This is a genomic window from Xylanibacter sp. (assembly GCF_057607445.1).
The window spans coordinates 39,892-61,318 of sequence record NZ_DBLZAX010000011.1; the positions used below are offsets into that span (position 1 = coordinate 39,892).

The 21,427-nt window shown below is 38.7% G+C and carries 16 protein-coding genes; 13 read left to right on the top strand and 3 right to left on the bottom strand.

Going from position 1 to position 21,427, the window contains the following annotated elements:
• Window positions 1–12: 12 nt before the first annotated feature.
• The 13 genes from ACZMIG_RS09675 to ACZMIG_RS09735 all read left to right on the top strand — a co-directional run bounded on the left by ACZMIG_RS09675 (window position 13) and on the right by ACZMIG_RS09735 (window position 15,495).
• Window positions 13–300, top strand: a complete 288-nt coding sequence (locus tag ACZMIG_RS09675) for an HU family DNA-binding protein (protein WP_021854947.1) — start codon at window positions 13–15, stop codon at window positions 298–300.
• On the top strand, window positions 300–1,760 hold the full coding sequence (locus ACZMIG_RS09680; protein WP_418874783.1) for an HU family DNA-binding protein: 1,461 nt from the start codon (window positions 300–302) through the stop codon (window positions 1,758–1,760). Before ACZMIG_RS09675 ends, ACZMIG_RS09680 begins: the two co-directional genes overlap by 1 nt.
• Before the next feature lie 417 nt (window positions 1,761–2,177).
• Window positions 2,178–3,173, top strand: a complete 996-nt coding sequence (locus ACZMIG_RS09685) for an AAA family ATPase (protein WP_125104103.1) — start codon at window positions 2,178–2,180, stop codon at window positions 3,171–3,173.
• Entirely contained in the window at window positions 3,173–4,042 is an 870-nt protein-coding gene (locus ACZMIG_RS09690; RefSeq protein ID WP_021854944.1) for a DUF58 domain-containing protein, read from the top strand. The genes ACZMIG_RS09685 and ACZMIG_RS09690 overlap by 1 nt, the downstream gene beginning before the upstream one ends.
• Before the next feature lie 40 nt (window positions 4,043–4,082).
• The gene (locus ACZMIG_RS09695; RefSeq protein WP_418874782.1) at window positions 4,083–5,150 is read left to right on the top strand and encodes a BatD family protein; all 1,068 of its coding nucleotides are present in this window, start codon (window positions 4,083–4,085) and stop codon (window positions 5,148–5,150) included.
• 13 nt (window positions 5,151–5,163) lie between these two features.
• Complete coding sequence (locus ACZMIG_RS09700) at window positions 5,164–6,162, top strand: vWA domain-containing protein (RefSeq protein ID WP_418874781.1); 999 nt, start codon at window positions 5,164–5,166, stop codon at window positions 6,160–6,162.
• A gap of 18 nt (window positions 6,163–6,180) precedes the next feature.
• Window positions 6,181–7,197: a vWA domain-containing protein gene (locus tag ACZMIG_RS09705; protein WP_125104105.1), complete on the top strand. Its 1,017-nt coding sequence runs from the start codon at window positions 6,181–6,183 to the stop codon at window positions 7,195–7,197.
• A 29-nt stretch (window positions 7,198–7,226) separates the two neighbouring features.
• Window positions 7,227–7,913, top strand: a complete 687-nt coding sequence (locus ACZMIG_RS09710) for a tetratricopeptide repeat protein (RefSeq protein ID WP_418874780.1) — start codon at window positions 7,227–7,229, stop codon at window positions 7,911–7,913.
• Window positions 7,914–7,939: 26 nt separating this feature from the next.
• A complete protein-coding gene (locus ACZMIG_RS09715; protein ID WP_487889482.1) occupies window positions 7,940–10,507 on the top strand; it encodes a BatD family protein in 2,568 nt (855 codons plus the stop codon).
• A gap of 26 nt (window positions 10,508–10,533) precedes the next feature.
• Window positions 10,534–11,220, top strand: coding sequence for a phosphatase PAP2 family protein (locus tag ACZMIG_RS09720; protein WP_021854938.1), 687 nt, complete (start codon window positions 10,534–10,536; stop codon window positions 11,218–11,220).
• A 14-nt stretch (window positions 11,221–11,234) separates the two neighbouring features.
• Window positions 11,235–12,449: an S-adenosylmethionine:tRNA ribosyltransferase-isomerase gene (locus ACZMIG_RS09725; protein WP_288949577.1), complete on the top strand. Its 1,215-nt coding sequence runs from the start codon at window positions 11,235–11,237 to the stop codon at window positions 12,447–12,449.
• Window positions 12,450–12,469: 20 nt separating this feature from the next.
• On the top strand, window positions 12,470–13,534 hold the full coding sequence (locus ACZMIG_RS09730; RefSeq protein WP_021854936.1) for a DUF2027 domain-containing protein: 1,065 nt from the start codon (window positions 12,470–12,472) through the stop codon (window positions 13,532–13,534).
• Between the two features lie 20 nt (window positions 13,535–13,554).
• Window positions 13,555–15,495 carry an NAD(+) synthase gene (locus ACZMIG_RS09735; RefSeq protein WP_418874778.1) on the top strand — a complete coding sequence of 647 codons (1,941 nt, stop codon included), beginning with the start codon at window positions 13,555–13,557 and terminating at the stop codon, window positions 15,493–15,495.
• An 845-nt stretch (window positions 15,496–16,340) separates the two neighbouring features.
• On the opposite strand, the gene thrC is transcribed toward ACZMIG_RS09735, so the two are convergent.
• From thrC to thrA, 3 genes are read right to left on the bottom strand one after another with little or no spacing between them, the layout of a single operon-like run.
• Complete coding sequence (gene thrC, locus ACZMIG_RS09740; protein ID WP_302433537.1) at window positions 16,341–17,645, bottom strand: threonine synthase; 1,305 nt, start codon at window positions 17,643–17,645, stop codon at window positions 16,341–16,343.
• 24 nt (window positions 17,646–17,669) lie between these two features.
• Window positions 17,670–18,914: a cofactor-independent phosphoglycerate mutase gene (locus ACZMIG_RS09745; protein WP_302697927.1), complete on the bottom strand. Its 1,245-nt coding sequence runs from the start codon at window positions 18,912–18,914 to the stop codon at window positions 17,670–17,672.
• A 20-nt stretch (window positions 18,915–18,934) separates the two neighbouring features.
• Window positions 18,935–21,373 carry a bifunctional aspartate kinase/homoserine dehydrogenase I gene (gene thrA, locus ACZMIG_RS09750; RefSeq protein ID WP_418874777.1) on the bottom strand — a complete coding sequence of 813 codons (2,439 nt, stop codon included), beginning with the start codon at window positions 21,371–21,373 and terminating at the stop codon, window positions 18,935–18,937.
• Window positions 21,374–21,427: the final 54 nt, after the last annotated feature.

Below are 21,427 nucleotides of genomic sequence, written 5' to 3' on the forward strand. Positions count from 1 at the left end.
GAATGTTTTTGTATGAACAATAAAAGTTTTATTTCTGAGTTGTCTCAGAGAATGGGATATACGCAGGATGATACCCAAAAAATGGTGAACACAATAATAGACTCCATGAATGATTGTTTTCAGAAAGGGGATGTTGTGTCTATTCCTAAATTTGGTACTTTTGAAGTAAAAAAACGTCTTGAGAGAATAGTCGTAAATCCGGGAACTAAACAACGCATGCTTGTTCCTCCAAAACTTGTTCTCGGTTTTAAGCCAATAGCATCTCTTAAAGAAAAGGTTAAAAATGGAGGGCAGGGATAATGGCAAAGAATTCGGTACAGGAAATAGCTGCTGTGATAGCAGGCAAGCATGGGTTGTCGCAGCAGGATGCTGAGGCTTTTGTCTCTTCGTTTTTTGATTTGATAAATGAAGGTCTGCACAGCGAAAAAGCAGTTAAAGTAAAAGGATTAGGCACATTTAAAGTTATTGATGTTCGTGAGAGAGAAAGTGTAAATGTAAATACAGGAGAGCGTGTGTTGATAGAGAGTCACGCCAAAATAACTTTTACTGCAGATCCTGTTATGCGCGATTTGGTGAATAAGCCTTTTGCGCAGTTTGAAACTGTTGTGTTGAATGACGGGGTTGAACTTGAGGATATGGCAAAGGTACAGACTCCTGACGATTCTGATTTGAAAGATGACGGCATTGATGATGTTGATTCTGAAAATATAAGTGATGAGGTTGATGAGACTAATTCTCAGGAAAGTAATACGGAATCTTTTAATATCATTAATAGCAACTACGATTTGCCTCAATTTGAGCAAGGTCGGTCGGATAACCAGGATTGTATTAGTGGCAAAGATTTAGAAGAAGATACTGCATCTGGAAATACAGAAAATTCTGCTAGACCTATAAGTGGGCAAAATGACGACAAGGATTATTCGGAACAGAATGCAGGTGGTTTGAATGCTGATGATATTGTTACTGATTCAAAGCCTGTGGATTTAGCTGTTGAGGATAAAAATGAAGAGGAGACAGGGGCGTCAATTATTTGTGATAATGAAGATGAAGTAGGTTCGCAAAATTGTGTACAAGATTCTGAAAATGTACCTGAAGGAGAAATTCAAACAGGACAGAAAGAAAATGTTGAAACTGAAAGGTTTGCTAATAAAACCATAGAACAATTTGTCGCAACCGGTCGTATAGACGAAGTTCACGATGATTCTGACGTACAAAAAATACACAGCAAATCAGGCATGGCCTGGTATTATAGGATCTTTTTAATGTTTGTTGTTGCAGCCTTGGCTTTTTGGGGCGGTATCTATTGGAATGAAAGTAATACTAAGCCTGTGATAAAATATGTTACAATAAAGCAACCTCTTGCGTCTGCCAATACAAGTGTTGCCGATACGATGGCAAATAATGATTCTGTTAAATCTGCTGATAATAAGTTGAAGCAGAATTTACAGGATTCGATAAACGTAAATAAAAATACGATAGAGAAGTCTGAAAGAGAAGGGAATGTGCCAACAAAACCATCTTCAGCTACTGTTGAAAGAGCGGATTTGAAAAATGCAGCAACTGCAGTCAGAACCGGCGCTTATCGTATTGTGGGTACAGACAGAGTGGTTACAGTAAAGAAAGGCGAGACTTTGAGCAAAATTTCAAGGTTCTATCTTGGTGAAGGTATGGAATGCTATATAATGGTTCATAATGGAACTTCTGATATAAGGGAAGGTATGCGACTGAAAATACCAAAACTGGTGAGCAAAAAGAAGTAATAGTCACGATAACTTGTCTTAGTATTTTTATTCAAAAATAACGATATTGGCAGTTTGGGGGCTAATATGAGTTTTTATAAGATAATAAGTATTTCTCAATCTGTGTAAATAGTTTTACATTTGTATGAATAGTTAATATTGATTTCTGTCTTGAATCAGTTTTTATCCGTATGGGATATTCTGGGAAAGACAGAAATCAATCTGTTTTGTTGTAATGATATGGTTTAATATTGTCATTCTGAATAATATTGAAGTAGTCTCGTTTGTGCTATTGATATGGATAAAGCGCTTTATATTATAGGCATAATAAAGTAATAAGAAACTTTTTTAATATTATTTAGTCCCAAATTTTCGCACATCAATTCATAATGTAGTATTTTTGCGGGTAAAATAAGTGTAACAATAAAATTTGGAATTATGGCAGAATCTATAGATATCCGCGAGTTGAATATCTTGATAGAACAAAAAAGCTCTTTTGTAGCTAACATCACAGCGGGTATGAACCGTGTTATTGTAGGACAAAAACATTTGGTTGATACACTTTTAATAGGACTACTTAGCGATGGACATATATTGTTAGAAGGTGTACCTGGATTGGCTAAAACACTGGCTATTAAAACATTGTCTCAACTTATCGATTCAGAATACAGCCGTATACAGTTTACTCCCGATCTTTTGCCGGCCGATGTAATCGGTACAATGATTTATTCTCAGAAAGATGAGAAATTTCAGGTAAAGAAAGGTCCCGTATTTGCGAACTTTGTATTGGCGGATGAAATAAACCGAGCTCCAGCAAAGGTGCAGAGTGCTTTGCTGGAAGCAATGCAGGAGCATCAGGTAACAATTGGAAGTACGACTTTCAGCTTGCCGAATCCTTTTTTGGTAATGGCAACACAGAACCCGATAGAACAGGAAGGTACTTATCCTCTGCCAGAGGCTCAGGTTGACCGCTTTATGCTTAAAGTAATAATAGATTATCCTACACTTGAAGAGGAAAAACTCATTATACGAGAAAATCTTGCAGGTTCGCTTCCGAAGGTAACTCCGGTTATTACTGCCGATGATATTGTTGAGGCACGTAAGGTCGTTGAAAAGGTGTATATTGATGAAAAGATAGAACAATATATTGCTGATATCGTATTTGCCTCAAGATATCCTGACAGATACGGACTATCACAATTGAAGGATTTGATTACTTTCGGTGGCAGTCCACGTGCAAGTATTAATTTGGCTAGAGCATCACGTGCATATGCTTTTATCAAGAGACGCGGATATGTTATTCCTGAAGACGTACGAGCAATAGCCCATGATGTTTTACGTCATAGAATCGGTTTGTCTTACGAAGCAGAGGCTACTAATGTTACAAGTGAAGAAATTATAAGTGATATAATTAATAAGGTGGAGGTTCCTTGATGGATACCCAGGACATTCTCAAAAAAGTTAGAAAAATCGAGATAAAGGCTCGCGGGCTCAGCAATAATATATTTGCCGGGCAATATCATTCTGCCTTTAAAGGGCGTGGTATGGCCTTTAGTGAGGTGCGTGATTATCAGTATGGTGATGATATACGTGATATAGACTGGAATGTTTCTGCGCGTTTTCATAAACCTTATGTCAAAGTATATGAGGAAGAGCGTGAACTTACGGTAATGCTTTTGATAGATGTCAGTGGCTCCTTAGATTTCGGAACACAGAAAACAACGAAAAAGGAGATGGTGGCAGAAATCGCAGCAACACTTGCTTTCAGTGCCATACAGAACAACGATAAAATAGGAGTTGTATTCTTTTCTGATAAAATAGAAAAATATATCCCTCCGAAAAAGGGTCGTAAGCATATACTTTTTATAATTCGTGAGATGCTGGATTTTCATCCTGAAAGTAAAAAGACGGATTTGAAAAAGGCTGTTGAGTTTCTCACAAGTGTGTTAAAACGTAGATGTACAGCATTTATTATGAGTGACTTCTACACGCACACCGATTTTGAAAACGCATTGACAATATGCAACCGTAAGCATGATGTAGTTGCTTTGCAAGTATATGACCCACGTGCCAAGTCTCTTCCTGATGTAGGTTTGATAAAAGTTTGTGATGCAGAGACCGGACATGAGATGTATATAGATACGAGCGACAAGCGATTGCGTGATGCTCATTATTCGTATTGGCTCAATAGACAAAAGGAACTAAGTTCTATATTTAATAAAAGCAATGTAGATAATATATCTATTGCGACTGACCAGGATTATGTAAAATCATTGATGCAACTGTTTGCCATGCGTAGTTAATAAAACATGTGCTGCGGTTAAATTGATTATTCATGATTAAATGAAACGTATTATTTGTATTATATCATTAGTGGCTTGTGTCTTAGGCCTATATGCTCAGGTGTCTGTCGAGTCAAAAATAGATTCGATAGAGATTCTTATTGGTGAACAGACAGATGTTGTATTGACTGTAACAGCCAAGGAAGGAGCTGTTATTAAAATGCCCGTATTTAAGCCTTCACAGTATATAACGCCAGGCGTTGAAGTGTTGTCTGATTCAAAGGCTGATACTTCACAATTGGATAATAATATTATTAAAGTAACAAAGCGTTATACTTTGACTTCTTTTGACGAGAATCTGTATTATATTCCGCCAATGAAGGTGACTGTTGATGGTAAAAAATATCAGAGCAAAAGTCTTGCCCTTAAGGTGTTGACTGTTCCTGTTGATACATTGCATCCTGAAAAGTTCTTTCCGCCAAAGGATGTACAGAATAATCCGTTTCAGTGGGAAGATTGGGCTTCTCCTTTTTGGTTTAGTGTGTTGTTTGTTCTTATGGGAGTGCTCGCATATTATTTGTGGACACGCCTTAAGGAAAATAAACCGGTCATTGCGCGTGTGAGAATAGTGAAAAAAGTATTGCCTCACCAAAAGGCTTTAAGTGAAATAGAGCATATTAAGTCTGATCGTCGATTGATGTCTGAAGATCAAAAAGCTTACTACACACTTCTTACAGATGTGTTGCGTAAGTACATCAAAGAGCGTTTCGGATTTAATGCAATGGAGATGACAAGTTCTGAGATTATAACAAGACTGCAAAACGAGAACGACAAGAAAATGGTAGACGAATTGAAGGAACTTTTCGTTACGGCAGACCTTGTTAAATTCGCCAAATATTCGACACTTATTAATGAGAATGACGCCAACTTGGTAAATGCAATAGAATTTATTAATACAACTAAGGTAGAAAATCAGCCTGTTGTTGAGCGAATAGAACCTAAACTTACAGAAACAGATAAACGTAATATGCGTTCAAGGACCATCTTGAAGGTTTCAATAATAGTTCTTGTGGTAGTAAGTATTTCGCTTTTGGCTCTTGCAATATATCAAGTTAGTTTGTTGATATAGGAGACTATAAATTATGGAATTTGTCAATAAAGAATATTTCTTGTTGTTGCTGTTGCTCATACCTTATTTAATTTGGTATTTGCTTCATAGAAAGACGAGTGAGCCTACGATGCGCATGAGTGATACACATGCATATCAGTATGCTCCGAAAAGTCTGCGTGTGCGCTTGATGTGGCTACCTATGTTATTGCGCATTATTGTTTTTGTGCTTGTTGTTGTAATTTTAGCTCGTCCTCAAACTCATAGTAATTGGGGTAGTCGTACAGTAGAAGGTATTGATATAATGTTGGCTATGGACGTCTCCACAAGTATGCTTGCTGAAGATTTGAAGCCAAATCGTATTGAAGCGGCTAAGAGTGTCGCATCAGAGTTTATCTCTGGGCGTCCTGATGATAATATAGGTCTTACCATCTTTGCCGGTGAAGCATTTACACAATGCCCAATGACAACAGATCATACGTCATTGATAAATTTATTGCAGAATGTGCGTACAGATATAGCTGCAAGGGGATTGATAGAGGATGGTACCGCAATAGGCATGGGATTGGCAAATGCTGTAAGTCGCTTAAAAGACAGTAAAACAAAAAGTAAGGTTGTTATTTTGTTGACAGACGGAAGTAATAATCGTGGAGATATTTCTCCGTTGACAGCTGCTAATATTGCTAAGAGTTTAGGGATACGTGTATATACAATAGCAATTGGAAGCAAGACAATGGCTCCATACCCTATGCAGGTTGCCGGTACGATTCAGTATGTCAATATGAGGGCAGATGTTGATGTGAAAACCTTAAGCGAGATAGCTTCTACTGCAGACGGACAATTTTATCGTGCAACAAATACAGCTGAATTGAAAAAGATATATAAGGATATTGATAAGTTGGAAAAGACAAAGATGGACGTAAAAAAGTTTTCCAAGAGGTATGATGTATATCAGCCATTTGCATTGGCTGTTTTAATCGTATTTTTATTGGAAATACTATTGAGATTGACAGTCTTTCGTCGTATTCCATAATAAATTAAATATAAGGTTATGTTCAGATTTGAAAATCCTGCCTTTCTATATTTGCTTATAATTATTCCGGTTATTATCGTAATACGATTGCTGGAGATGCGTAAACGTAAGCTTAAGCTGAAAAAGTTTGGTGATTTGTCCTTACTAAAGCAGCTCATGCCTGACGTTTCGTCATCCCGTAAGTCGTTGAAATTCTGGCTGATGATAGCGGCTTTGGCGTTGTTGATAGTTATGTTGGCACGTCCGCAGATGGGAACAAAGATAAGTCAAGAAAAACGTAAAGGTATAGAAGTTATAATCTCATTGGATATTAGTAACTCAATGAGAGCTGAAGATGTTGTTCCGTCAAGATTGGATAAGAGTAAGATGCTTGTAGAAAACATGGTTGACAATTTTACAAATGATAAAGTTGGGCTTGTTGTTTTTGCAGGTGACGCTTTTATTCAATTACCTATTACAAGTGATTATGTGTCTGCAAAGATGTTTTTACAGAATACAGATCCTTCATTGATAGCAACTCAGGGTACTGATCTGGCTGGAGCTATAGAGTTGAGCTCAAAAAGTTTTACCCAGCAAGATAAGGTCGGACGTGCAATATTGATTATAACTGATGGTGAAGACCACGAAGGAGGAGCTATTGAGGCAGCTGAAAAGGCACGTAAGAATGGCATTAGGGTTTTTGTCCTTGGAGTTGGTTCAACAAAAGGTTCACCAGTGCCAGACGGTAATGGCGGTTATATGAAAGATAATTCAGGTCAGGAGGTGATATCTGCTCTTAATGAAGAAATGTGTAAGCAGGTTGCTCAAGCTGGTGGAGGTGCATACATACATGTTGATAATACAAGTCTTGCACAGCGCCAGCTTAATGATGAACTAACGAAACTTCAGAAGGGTGATATTTCTAGTGTCGTTTATAGTGAATATGATGAACAGTTTCAGGCCGTAGGAATATTGGTGCTTATTCTTCTGATTATAGAAATGTTGATTCTTGAGCGCAAGAACCCATTCTTCAAGAAGATAAAGCTGTTTAAATAAAAAATAGATAAAATCTGCAATAAGTTAATATGATAAAACATCTTTTATTAATTATATTACTGGGGATATCCATAGATTCAATAGCACAGACAGATCGTCAGTTTGTGCGTGATGGAAATCGCTTGTATCACAAAAAGGCTTATGACAAGGCGGAAGTAATGTATAGAAAAGCTATTTCTAAAAATTCAGCCAATTCACAGGCTATTTATAATTTGGGATGTGCTCTTATGATGCAGAGTAAAGACTCTGCTGCTGTAGTGCAATATCTTAATGCGGCAAAAATAGAAAAAAATAAGCAAAGATTGGCTCTTGTATATCATAATATAGGAGTAATCTGCCAAAATCATAGAATGTATGGTGAGGCAATCAAAGCTTACGAACAGTCTTTGCGAAATAATCCGAAAGACAATGAAACACGCTATAATTTAGCTCTTTGTAAAAGATTGCAGAAGAAACAGGGCAATAAGAACAATCAGAACAAGAAGCAAGAAAAGGATAATAAAAATAAGCAGGACGGCAAGGATAAGCAGAACGATAAAGAAAAAGATAAAAATAAAGGTCAGGACAATCAGGCAAAGCCTAAAGAGGAGCAGATGAGCAAGGATAATGCAGAGCAGCTGCTTAATGCTGCAATGCAGAGTGAGAAGGCAACACAGCAGCGAATGAAGAAGGCTTTACAGAAGCCAAGTTCTCGTCGCTTGCAGAAAAACTGGTAATAATGATAAATTAGAAGTTTGTATTTATGAAAAAATATTTATTGATATTACAGCTATGTTTATTCTGTGTAATTGTATCAAATGCACAGAAACTTATAGTTAATGCACCTTCACGTGTTTCTGCAGGCGAAAATTTTAGGTTGACATATACAGTTAGTACCCAGAATGTTAGTGATTTTCGTTTGGGAAGTGTGCCTGAGGCTTTGGAAGTTATAACTGGTCCATACACATCTTCTCAATCAAGTTTTCAGATGATAAACGGTCATACAAGCAGTACTTCATCTGTTACTTATACTTTTATATTGTGCGCTTCAAAGAATGGTACTTTCACAATATCTCCTGCACATGTCGTTGCTAACGGAAGAAAGTTAGCATCTAAAGCAGTGAAGATCACTGTTTCTGGGGCAAGTCAAAGTGGTAAAGGCTCGCCACGTATGCATGATGATTCTGATAATCAACCTCGTTTGAGAGAAGCCGGCACGCCTATTCAAGGTGGAGATTTGTTTATAAAAGTAAGTGCAAACAAGCGACGTGTACATGAGCAAGAGCCAGTCCTGCTTACATATAAGGTTTATACATTAGTTGATTTGACTGAACTTGAGGGTAAAATGCCTGACCTTACAGGTTTTCACACGCAAGAAATACCGCTTCCACAACAAAAGTCGTATCATATAGAACGCGTAAATGGAAGGGCTTATAGGTGTGTGACTTGGAGTCAATATGTTATGTATCCTCAAATGACGGGTAAGCTTGAAATTCCGAGCATTACATTTACTGGTACCGTTATTCAGCAAAATCGTAATGTTGATCCTTTTGAAGCATTTCTGAATGGAGGTTCTGGATATATAGAGGTCAAGAAAAAAATTAAAGCACCAGGTGTGACCATACAGGTGGATCCTTTACCAAAACGTCCGGCTAATTTTTCCGGTGGTGTAGGTAAGTTTAACATTAGTGCACAGATAAGTAAGAAAGAGATAAAGGCTAATGAGCCTGTGACTATTCGTGTTGTTGTCGGCGGTATTGGAAACTTGAAGCTGATAAAGCAACCTGTTGTCAATTTCCCAAAGGATTTTGATAAATATGATGCAAAGATAACAGATAAGACAAAGTTGACTTCAAATGGAGTAGAAGGCAACATGATATATGATTTCTTGGCGGTTCCTCGTAATCAAGGTAAATATGAGATTCCGGCTGTGGAATTTACTTATTATGATGTGTCTACCAACTCATATAAGACGATTAAAACACAGTCATTTAAACTTGATGTTGCTAAAGGTGACGGCAGCGCAGGACTTTCTGCGGATTACAGTGACCTCAAAAACCAGGACATACATCCAATCAAGGAAGGTGATGTGGAAATTCAAGATTTGACAGATATATTTTATGGGTCAACATCTTATTGGGCGATATTGTCAGTGTTGTTTGCCATGTTTGCCGGAGTATTGATTCTTTTCCGCAAGCGTGCTATAAACAATGCAAATATTACAGATTTAAGGAAGAAAAAAGCAAATCGTATCGCAACAAAACGCTTAAAGTATGCAAGCCAGTTGATGGCTGCAAATGAACATGAGAAATTCTATGATGAAGTTTTGAGAACTTTGTGGGGATATGTAAGTGCAAAATTGAATATTCCTGTAGAAAGGCTTTCAAAAGACAATATTTCAGAGAATCTTATGTCTAAAGACATCGATGAGAATACAATTTCGATGTTTATCCATGCTATTGACGAATGTGAATATAATCGTTATGCGCCAGGAGATATAAAAGGTAATATGAATCAGACTTTTGAAACAGCAATGTCAGCAATAATAAAAATAGAAAATACATTGAGTGGCTCAAAGAAAAATAGTTCAAAAAGGTTTCTGGTATTTCTTGTGCTATTTTGTATTTGTGCATCAGTTGGTGCTGTAACAAAGAAGAATGCTGATGATGAGTATAAAAAAGGTCATTATCAGCAGGCAATTAAAGATTATGAGGAACTTCTGAAGAAAGGGCCTAGCGTTGAGTTGTATTATAATTTGGGCAATTCGTATTATCGTACAGACAATATAACTCGAGCAGTCTTGAATTATGAACGCGCTTTGCTGTTGGCTCCGGGAGATGCTGATATACGTTTCAATCTTCAGATGGCACGTTCAAAGACGATTGATAAGATTACGCCGAAGTCGGAGATGTTTTTTGTGACATGGTACAAGTCGTTGGTTAATCTTGCAAGCGTTGACCAATGGGCAAATATTGCTATCGTTTGCATTGTTATTGCATTAATTTCTGTTTTGATTTATTTGTTTGCTCCTAAACTGGTGTTGCGTAAAGCTGGTTTTTATAGTGCTGTCGTATTTGTTTTGGTTTTTGTTTTCAGTAATATTTTTGCTTATGAGCAAAAGCAGATATTGACAAATAGAACCGGAGCAATCGTGATATCGCCATCAGCTGGCTTGCGTAAGACCCCTGTGGCAAACAGTGAAGCAACGGTCATAGTCCATGAAGGCAGCCGTGTTGAGATAATAGATGACACCATGAAGGATTGGAAGCAGGTTGAACTTGAAGATGGACGTGAAGGGTGGATTTTGAATTCACAAATAGAACGAATATAAGACAAATAAAGTTATTAATTGATTAAATGCAGACATTAATAGAGATAGACCGCGAAATTCTTTCCTTTTTTAATGGAAGCGAATCATTGTTTCTTGACAATCTGGCTGTAATCCTTACGTCAGGATTGACATGGATACCGCTTTATCTCTCTTTATTATATGTTGTGATAAAGAATAATGAGACGATGAAGCAGATAATGCTTATTGTCGGGAGCGTTATTTTGTGTATAATATTGTCGGACGGTCTTACGGATTTTATTGTTAAGCCTTTCGTTGCACGTTACAGGCCATCATGGGATCCTTTCGTAAAATATACAATTGACATAGTTAATGGGATGCGTGATACTCAGTATGGTTTCTTCTCGGCCCATGCTTCAAATACATTCTGTATAGCAATGTTTTTCTCATTGCTTATACGTAATAGAACATTTACTGTGGCAATTATATTGTGGTCTTTGGTAAATTGTTGGACGAGAATGTACTTGGGACTTCATTATCCTGGAGATATAATTGTAGGTCTTACATGGGGAGCAATCGTTGGAATGATTGTTTATTTCTTATATATTAAAGCATATCTACGTATGCATCCCGGGTTTAATTATATTTCCACACAATATTCTTCAACTGGATACAACTATGTTGATATCAACATTGTTGTGTTAGTTTTAGTTTTAACATTGGTTTATTCCATAATAAGAGCATTGATATTTTAGATTTTCACAAAAAGATGGATACAAAACATATTAGGATTAAGGATTTTAATTATGATTTGCCAGAATCACGTATAGCAAAATTTCCTGTTGCCCAACGTGACCATAGCAAACTTTTAATATACGACAAAGGTAAAGTTTCTGAAGATGTCTTTTATAATATAACAGATTATTTGCCTAAAGGCTCGCTGATGATATTTAATAACACACGAGTTATCAAGGCGCGAATACATTTCAGAAAGGAAACAGGAGCCATTATTGAAGTTTTTTTACTTGAACCGGCTGAACCTGCTGACTATGAGCAGATGTTTCAGACAAATGGTTCATGTTCTTGGCTTTGTCTTGTCGGTAATCTTAAGAAATGGAAAGAAGGGGCGCTTAAGCGCGTCTTTGATATAAAAGGAACACAAGTAACGCTTACTGCAACTTATCGTCAGGAACATGGGACAAGTCATTGGATCGACTTTGCGTGGGATAATAAGGATATAACATTTGCGGATATTCTTGAAAATGTAGGTGAACTGCCAATACCCCCATATCTTAAACGTGATACTCAAGAGAGCGACAAGGTTACTTATCAGACGGTGTATTCAAAGATAAAGGGCAGTGTTGCAGCCCCAACCGCCGGTCTGCATTTTACTGAAGATGTACTTAAGGCAATTGATGATAAAGGTATTGAGCGTGAAGAACTTACTCTTCATGTTGGAGCCGGAACGTTTAAACCTGTAAAGAGTGAAGAGATAGCCGGACATAACATGCATACCGAATATATCTGCGTGCTTAAATCAACATTAAAGAAGCTAATAGAGCACAATGCATGTGCTGTGGCTGTTGGTACGACAAGCGTAAGAACTCTTGAAAGTCTTTATTATGTAGGTGTGCGTTTGAGCAAAAATCCGGATTTGAAAGAAGAACAGTTACATATAGATCAGTGGGAGCCTTATGAAACACAGACAGACTTGTCGCCTGTAGAGGCTTTGCAAAATATAGTAGACTATCTTGACCGTAACGGACAGAATTCTTTCCATGGAAGCACACAGATAATTATTGCTCCAGGTTATGAGTATAAAATTGTAAAAATGTTGGTCACCAATTTCCATCAGCCTCAAAGTACTTTACTTTTGCTTGTCAGTGCTTTTGTGCATGGCGACTGGAAAACTATATATGATTATGCCTTGAGCCATGATTTCAGGTTCTTGAGTTATGGTGACAGTTCTTTGTTGATTCCTTAACATAATAAAAACGATTAACGATGAAAATAGGAGATAAAGTAAGATTCTTGAGTGAAGTTGGAGGCGGTGTCGTTGCCGGCTTTCAGGGTAAGAATATTGTTCTTGTAGAGGACGAAGACGGTTTTCAGATACCAACAAGTATAACTGACGTTGTTGTAATAGACAATGACGACTATAATATAAAGCATGATGTTCAGAATGTCAGTACGGTTAAGGATGAAGACGAAGATTATGATCCCGCCGACAGACCTGTAACTTTCACAGCACAGCCTGAAGAGCGAAAAGGTGGAGATGCGTTGTCTGTTTATCTTGGCTTTGTGCCGGTTGACATAAAAGAGATAACTAACACAAAGTTTGAGGTTTATTTGATTAACGACAGCAATTATTATATTGATTTTACTTACCTTACTGTTGAAGGTACAAGTTGGAATTTACGTTCTAAAGGAACTGTTGAACCTAACACAAAGTTGTTTATAGAGGAATTCGGACGTGAAGTGTTGAATGAACTTGAGCGTGTTGCCGTACAGTTTGTGGCATATAAGAAAGATAAAGGATTCCTGCTTAAACCTGCTGTTGATGCTCAGCTTCGTATAGATACTGTAAAATTCTATAAATTGCATACATTCCAGGAGAATGACTTCTTTGAGCAGTCTGCATTAATTTATACTTTGATTGAGAACGACAAGCCCGTACGTCCACTTGTAGTTGACGCAAAAAAACTTAAAATGGAGATGGCTCGCAAGGCGTCAGATGACAACAAACCGAGAGCTGTTGTTCAGAATGCGCGCAAGAAGTCAAAAGACGAACCGGTTGTTGTTGACTTGCATGCTAACGAGCTTCTTGATACAACTGCAGGAATGTCTGCTGCAGATATACTTAACTATCAGCTTGATGTATTCAGAAAGACCATGGACAGCTATATGGGCAAACATGGTGTCAAGATAGTTTTTATACACGGAAAGGGTGAAGGAGTGTTGCGTCATGCGGTGATTCACGAACTCAACTACCGTTACAAGAATTGCTCTTATCAAGATGCTTCGTTTCAGGAGTATGGCTATGGAGCTACTCAGGTCACTATAAAGTAATAATACAAAAAAGGATTTACATGCAAAACGGATTTATTAAAGTGGCGGCAGCCATACCTTCGGTTAAAGTAGCCGACTGCTCATATAACGTGCAGCAGATTGAGAGTCTTATAGCCATGGCAGAAGGAAAGGGTGTTGAGGTGATTGTTTTTCCGGAACTTTGTATTACCGGTTACACTTGCCAGGATCTGTTTAAACAGACACTTCTTTTAGAGCAGGCAGAAACTTCTGTTCTCATGTTGCTCGATTTCACCCGTAAGCTGGATATAATCAGTATTGTAGGTGTGCCTGTAGTTGTTGGCGATTTGCTGTTGAATTGTGCAGCAGTGATACAAAAAGGCGATTTGCTTGGGCTTGTTCCGAAGACATATCTTCCTAATTATAGTGAGTTTTATGAGAAACGTTGGTTTGCTTCGTCACAAGATTTGCAGCCTTCTGAAATTCGTTTTGCAGGCAATAAGATTGTAGTTACGCCTCAGCCGACACTGTTCCGGACATGCGACGGAGCCATGTTTGGCGTGGAGATATGTGAAGATGTGTGGGCTCCGGTGCCTCCTAGCTGTAATCTTGCGCTCTCTGGTGCAGACATCATATTCAATCTTTCAGCCAGTGATGAGCTTATCGGTAAGCACGACTATCTTAAGGGACTGTTGGCTCAGCAGAGTGCACGTATGATTTCTGGCTATGTTTACAGTGGTTGTGGATTTGGCGAAAGCACTCAGGATGTGGTCTACGGTGGAAATGCCATTGCTTATGAAAATGGTCAGCTTCTTGCTGAAAGTGAACGTTTTGCTCTTGATTCTCAGCTGATAATTACCCAGATAGATGTAGAGAAGATTCGTAACGAACGTCGTACCAACAGCACTTATATAAATGCCCAGCGTGGACATGATTCGCGTATCGTAAATGCTCATACTGTGATGCCGCGTGACTTTGAACTTATACGTGATGTTGATCCTCATCCGTTTATTCCGAAGACTGACGACATGGAAAAAAGCTGTGATGAGATATTCTCAATACAAGTGGCCGGATTAGCCAAACGTCTTGTTCATACAGGATGCAAGACTGTTGTTGTTGGTATTAGCGGAGGTCTCGACAGTACATTGGCTTTGCTTGTATGTGTAAGAACATTTGACAAGCTGCAACTGTCGCGCAAGGGTATTGTAGGCGTAACGATGCCTGGCTTTGGAACAACAGACCGCACATATAACAATGCAGTAAATCTGATGAAAAGTCTTGGCATCACATTGCGTGAAATCAGTATTGCCGATGCAGTAAAACAACATTTCAATGACATTGGTCATGACATTAACGTGCATGATGTTACTTATGAGAACAGTCAGGCGCGTGAGCGCACTCAGATTCTTATGGATCTCAGCAATCAGCTAGGTGCTTTGGTTATAGGCACAGGCGACCTTTCTGAGCTTGCCTTAGGCTGGGCTACATATAATGGTGACCATATGAGCATGTATGGAGTGAATGCCGGGGTTCCTAAAACGTTGATAAAATATCTTGTCAAGTTTGTTGCTATGAGTGAAGACAGCGATGAAACACGAAGCATACTTCTGGATATAATTGACACTCCTATAAGTCCAGAACTTATACCGGCCGATGAGGCTGGCAACATAACACAGAAGACGGAGGATCTTGTAGGGCCTTATGAACTTCATGATTTCTTCTTATATCATATAATACGTTTTGGTTATCGTCCGTCAAAGATTTTTATGCTTGCACGTAAAGCTTTCGACGGAAGTAATCCTGAAACTCCTTTCTATGATGATGAAACTATAAAGAAATGGCTTACAATATTTTTGCGCCGTTTCTTCAATCAGCAGTTTAAGCGTTCTTGTCTGCCTGACGGACCTAAAGTCGGGAGCGTAAGTCTTAGTCCGCGCGGCGACTGGCGTATGCCGAGTGATGCTTCGTCTGCATTATGGCTTAAAGAATGTGAGCAGATTTAAGAATTGTCCGATATATTAAAGCTGGCAAATTTGTTGTTGAATATGTCAGTTATGTGAAATAAGGCGTGCAGTTTGTCTATATGCAACTGTTCGCCTTATTTTTTCTCGGTACTTTTCATACATTGATTATTGTTTGTTTTGAGTGGGTTTTAGTTCTTTATGTTGGTAGAAATATTATTTTGACACCATTTCTAAATTGTTTTTTTGTAAATATTTTCTACCATTCAAATAGAAAACTATTTGTTTTTGACGCATTGAGAGCAGGTGCTTTATTTTCATTCTTATGTTTTGCTGCAAATTTTGCTCAAATATTATAATTTATGTATATGCTTGATTTATAGGTGATTAGGATAACAGTGCATATGGGCTTATCATATTGTTTTTGCAAAATGTGGCTTTTTAGAATGTAAAACCATAGATTTTTAAAGATAAACACATTGCTTTTAAGCAGCAAAACCAATGGTTTTACAATATAGAATAGTGCTTTTGGACGTATTAAAGGCTCCCAAATGTGAATTCGTGTTATTATTCGTGGCGGAATATACTTATATTATTAACGTAAATTTAGAACTGATTTCTAGATTAAAGAAAACTCTGGTCTTGATTTTTTACAGATTTTTCAAATTTAAGATTGTTAAAAATGTAAAGTAGATTGTATACGTGTAAGGTGGCTTTCACTTTTCATTTAAGTGCCTGTTTTGATTATGATGTTGTCGTTATGCGTTGAATATATAAACTTTTTTATCTTAAATAAGGGCCTAAGCCAAAAGTTAAACAGACTTAGACCTTTATTTATGATGCATATTTTATCCATTATGTGTTTATGAGCGCTACAGATTATTGCTCTATTGCTGTTCCAGCAAGAACGTTTTAAATCTATTGAAGTCATTAGACATATTTACGGTCTGTTTTTTACCTTTCATGAAGTCTGCCAGCCGTTGCGGTATCTTAATTTCTGTTCCGATGATTTTTTCTATTGTATCTTTAAATTTTGCAGGATGAGCCGTTTCACAGAAAATCCCTGTTTCATTAGTGTTAAGTAGATCTTTTAGCGCCTGATAGCCACAGGCTCCGTGCGGATCAAGTATATAGCCGTTTTCATTGTAACACTGTTTGACTGCGTTGCTTATTTTTTCGTCTGTGTATGTAGCTCCGCTTATCATTGATGCAATTCTTTCATGCGAGCCTTCATATAAGTCATATATACGCGCAAAGTTACTAGGATTGCCTACATCCATTGCGTTTGCAATGGTCTGTATGCTAGGTTTCGGCTCATAAATGCCAGTCTTCAGATAGTTAAAAAATATATCGTTGGCATTGTTTGCTGCTATAAAACGGCATATTGGTAGACCCATTTCTTTGGCAAAAAGTCCGGCTGTTATGTTTCCGAAGTTTCCGCTAGGTACACATACAACAAGATTGTCAGTCAGTCCGTTGGCTTTCATTCTTGCGTAGGCATTAAAGTAGTAGAATGCCTGCGGAAGGAATCTCGCCACATTTATAGAGTTGGCAGATGTCAGTTTCATGCTATTGTTCAGCTCTTTGTCCATAAAGGCGTTCTTTACAAGGTTTTGACAATCATCAAACACTCCGTCAATCTCAATGGCTGTTATGTTGTTTCCGAGAGTTGTAAATTGGCTCTCCTGTATTTTGCTTACCTTGCCTTTGGGATACAGCACATAAACATGAATGCCGTCAACTCCCAGGAAACCGTTTGCCACGGCCGAACCAGTGTCGCCGCTTGTGGCAACCAGTACATTTACTGTCTGTTGAGATTCTTGCCTGATGAAATATTCAAGCAGGCGTGCCATGAATCGTGCCCCGACATCCTTAAATGCAAGGGTTGGGCCATGAAAAAGTTCCAGGGTCCATATATTGTTGCATATATTTTTTACAGGACAATCGAACGACAGGGTGTCATAGACAATCTTTTTCAATGCGTCAGTCTCTACATCATCGCCAAAGAATGCTTTGGCCACTTCATACGATATTTCCTGAAACGACATTTTGTCGATGTCCTTGAAAAACTCTTCAGGCAACTTGTTGATTCTTTCCGGCATGTATAGTCCACGGTCTTCAGCCAATCCGTTTACCACCGCATCGCGTAGTGAAACACATTCCGATTTTTTGTTTGTACTATAATATCTCATATCGCAGCTTCCTTTGGTTTGTTTTCAGTCTTTCATGAATGTTTTCATAAACTCGTTGAGTCTTAGCAGTCCGTATCCTCCATCTGCACAGCTCATTTCGTCGTAAGTCTTTACGTTGTCGGGCGTTATTCCGTCATGCCAGATTATGAACGGAACGGGCTCTTTTATGTGAGTGCGCACTTCTACCGGAGTGGGGTGGTCTGGCAATATAGCCATGCGCACAGGAGCATCTTTCCATGTCTTTATTTCTTCATAAATTGGTTTGATGATTTTGCTGTCGAGATTCTCTATGGTTTTAAGTTTCAGTTCGAGGTCCCCGTCGTGTCCTGCCTCGTCGCTTGCTTCAAGATGCAGAAAAACAAAGTCATCCGTCTTTAGCGCCTTTATCGCAGCTTCAGCCTTGCCTTCATAGTTTGTATCCGCAAGTCCTGTGGCTCCTTCTACTTTTATTATTTTCAATCCCGCATAAAATCCTATGCCACGAATCAGGTCAACTGCCGATATAACCGAGCCATTCTTGATTTTAGGGTACATATAGCATAATTTTTCCATGTCTGGGCGGTAGCCTCCTCCCCATGGCCATATGCTGTTGGCTGCGTCTTTTCCGCTTATGCGTCTTTCTTTATTGATAGGATGTTTTTCTAAAAGTTCTTGAGATTTTACAATCAGGCTGTTTATGAGCTTGGCAGTTTCATTACCTGTCATTCTGTTGCCGTCACGCTTTTTTTCCCATCCGGGTTCTGCCTTTACCAAAAGCCCTTTCCATTGTTCGTTCGGATAGTCGTGTGGTGGAGCACAAATTATGTGTTTGTTGCCTCCGCATATTATGAGCAGGTGACGATATTGTATTCCGGTAATGAATTTGATTTGCTCATTGCCGAGATGTTCGTTCAGATACTTTATAAGTATTTCTCCTTCTGCAGTATTCAGATGCCCTCCGTTATGATTTCTGATAACACCATTTTCAAGCGTTATTATGTTGCACCTCATGGCAAAATCATCAGGTCTCATGTCGTATCCGATGCTTGCTGCTTCTAGTGGTCCTCTGCCTTCATAGACTCGATTAAGGTCATAGCCTAGGATGGCAGTGTTGGCAACTTCGCTGCCCGGAAGAAATCCGTCAGGAATAGTTATTAGTCTACCTGTACGCCCTTTGCATGCGAGCATATCCATATAAGGCTTGTCGGCATATTGAAGAAGGGTTTTGCCTCCAAGTCTGGCGACGGGATGATCTGCCATTCCGTCGCCTAAAATGATGATATGTTTCATGTAGCCCCTCCTTTTATGGACTAAATGTTTGCTATGCTCATTATGTTAGCAAATACACCGGCTGCCGTTACACTTGCTCCTGCGCCGTAGCCCTGTATTAACATCGGGTATTCTTTATAGCGTTCAGTGGTTAGCATCACAATGTTGTTAGACCCTTCAAGATTATAGAAAGGATGTCCTTTTTCTACTGTTGTGAGTTCTACGCTGGTATTCCCCATTTCCATTTTTGCAACAAAGCGCCATCTTTTGTTCTGGGCTTCAAGTTGTTTGCGTTTCTGTTCGAACTCATCATCAAGCATAGGCAGATGTTTCCAAAAATCGTCCAATGAACCATTAAAGAATGATTCTGGAATGAAGAGTTTCTTCTCAACATTATCCTGCTCGGCTTTATATCCGGCTTCTCGTGTCAGGATGATGAGTTTGCGTATGACATCTATTCCGCTTAAGTCTATTCTGGGGTCTGGTTCGCTATAGCCTTGTTCTTTTGCACGTCTGACAGCTTCTGAGAACGGAACATTTTCAGACAGTTCGTTGAATATGAAGTTTAGCGTTCCGCTTAATACGGCTTCTATTTTCAGAATTTTGTCACCAGAGTTGCGCAGGTCGTTTATTGTCCCGATGATAGGAAGCCCTGCTCCCACATTTGTCTCAAATCTGAATTTAACACCTTTGGCAAGGGCTGTCTGTTTAAGTTTTATATAACTTTCATAATCGGATGAGGCTGCTATCTTGTTTGCTGCAATAACAGAGATGTTGTGCTCAAGAAAATCCTGATATAAAGCTGACACATCTTTGCTGGCAGTACAGTCTACGAATACGCTGTTAAATATATTCATGCCAATAACCTCTCTTCGTAGTGTCTCGGTGTCGGTAATCTCTGATTGTACAAGCTGTTCTTTATATGTGTCGAGGTCAATGCCTTCGCGGTCGAATATTGCATTGTGGCTGCTTGCGATGCCGACAACATTTAATTGCAGGCGCCTGTTTTGTTTCAGTTCATCATGTTGTGAGCGTATTTGTTCTATAAGTTTGCTGCCAACTGTGCCAACACCGCATATAAAAAGGTTAAGTACGTTGTATTCAGAAAGGAAGAACGAATCATGAAGAACATTGAGTGATTTGCGCAGATACATGCCGTTGACAACGAACGAAATGTTTGTCTCAGATGCGCCCTGGGCACATGCGATGACGCTTATACCGCTTCGTCCAAGTGTTCCAAACAGCTTGCCTGCTATGCCGGGAACATGTTTCATGTTTTCACCGACAACGGCAATTGTTGCAAGTCCTTTTTCTGCACGCATCGGGAACATGGCTCCTGTTTCAATCTCTTTGGCAAATTCTTCGTTAAGTACGTTTACCGCAGCTTCAGAGTCAGACTCTTTCATACCGATAGAGGTTGAATTTTCAGATGAAGCCTGGCTTACCATAAATACAGATATTCCATTATTTGCCAATGCCGTGAATATTCTTCGGTTTACACCGATTACGCCGACCATAGATAAACCGGTGACGGTAATTAATGCCGTACCGCTGATGCTTGAAATACCTTTTATGGCTTTAGTATCATTGTTTATTTCTTTTTTTATTATGGTGCCAGGATTTTTCGGATTGAAAGTGTTCTTTACCCTTATTGGTATGTTCTTTATGCATACCGGATAAATCGTCGGAGGATAAATTACTTTCGCTCCGAAGTTGCATAACTCCATTGCTTCAATATAGCTGAGCTCATTTATGGTATATGCAGTTTGTATTATGCGAGGGTCTGCTGTCATGAAACCATCAACATCAGTCCAAATCTCAAGTACCTCAGCATCTAATGCCGCAGCAATGATTGCTGCGGTGTAGTCACTTCCGCCTCTTCCTAGGTTGGTTGTTTCGTCGGTATTCTTGTCTTTACTTATGAAGCCTGGTACAACAGATATTCGTGGCAAATCCTTGAATGTTTCGCATACTAAAGAGTTTGTCAGCTCACTGTCAAGAACGTGTTTACCATTCTTCTTATGTTCAGTTTTGATAAAGTCGCGTGCATCAAACCAGCATGCGTTTTTTATCAGTGTTGCTACAATGTTTGAACTAAGCCGTTCACCGTAACTTACAATTGCGTTTTGTGTCTTTTCACTGAGGTCGTGTATCAGATATACGCCATAATAGATACTCTTTAATTGTTCAAAAAGAGCATCTACGGTATTAAAAAGATTCTCACGCTTGGTTGTGTCTGTTATTATAGTGTCAATCATCTGATGATGGCGGTTCACCATGGCATCAAATTCTCTCTTATATGATTCATCTCCATTCAGTGCCATTTGAGCAGTAGACAAAAGCTTGTCCGTGATGCCTCCCAATGCACTGACAACAATTATTACTGATTGTTTTTTTGCTTCTTTTTCAACAATCCTCTTTAAGCACATAATGCTTTTAACGGAACCTACGGACGTTCCTCCAAACTTTAATACTTTCATTTTATCTCTTTTATTTAGTTGAGCCCCTCTGACAAATAGGGTTTACGCTCTGTT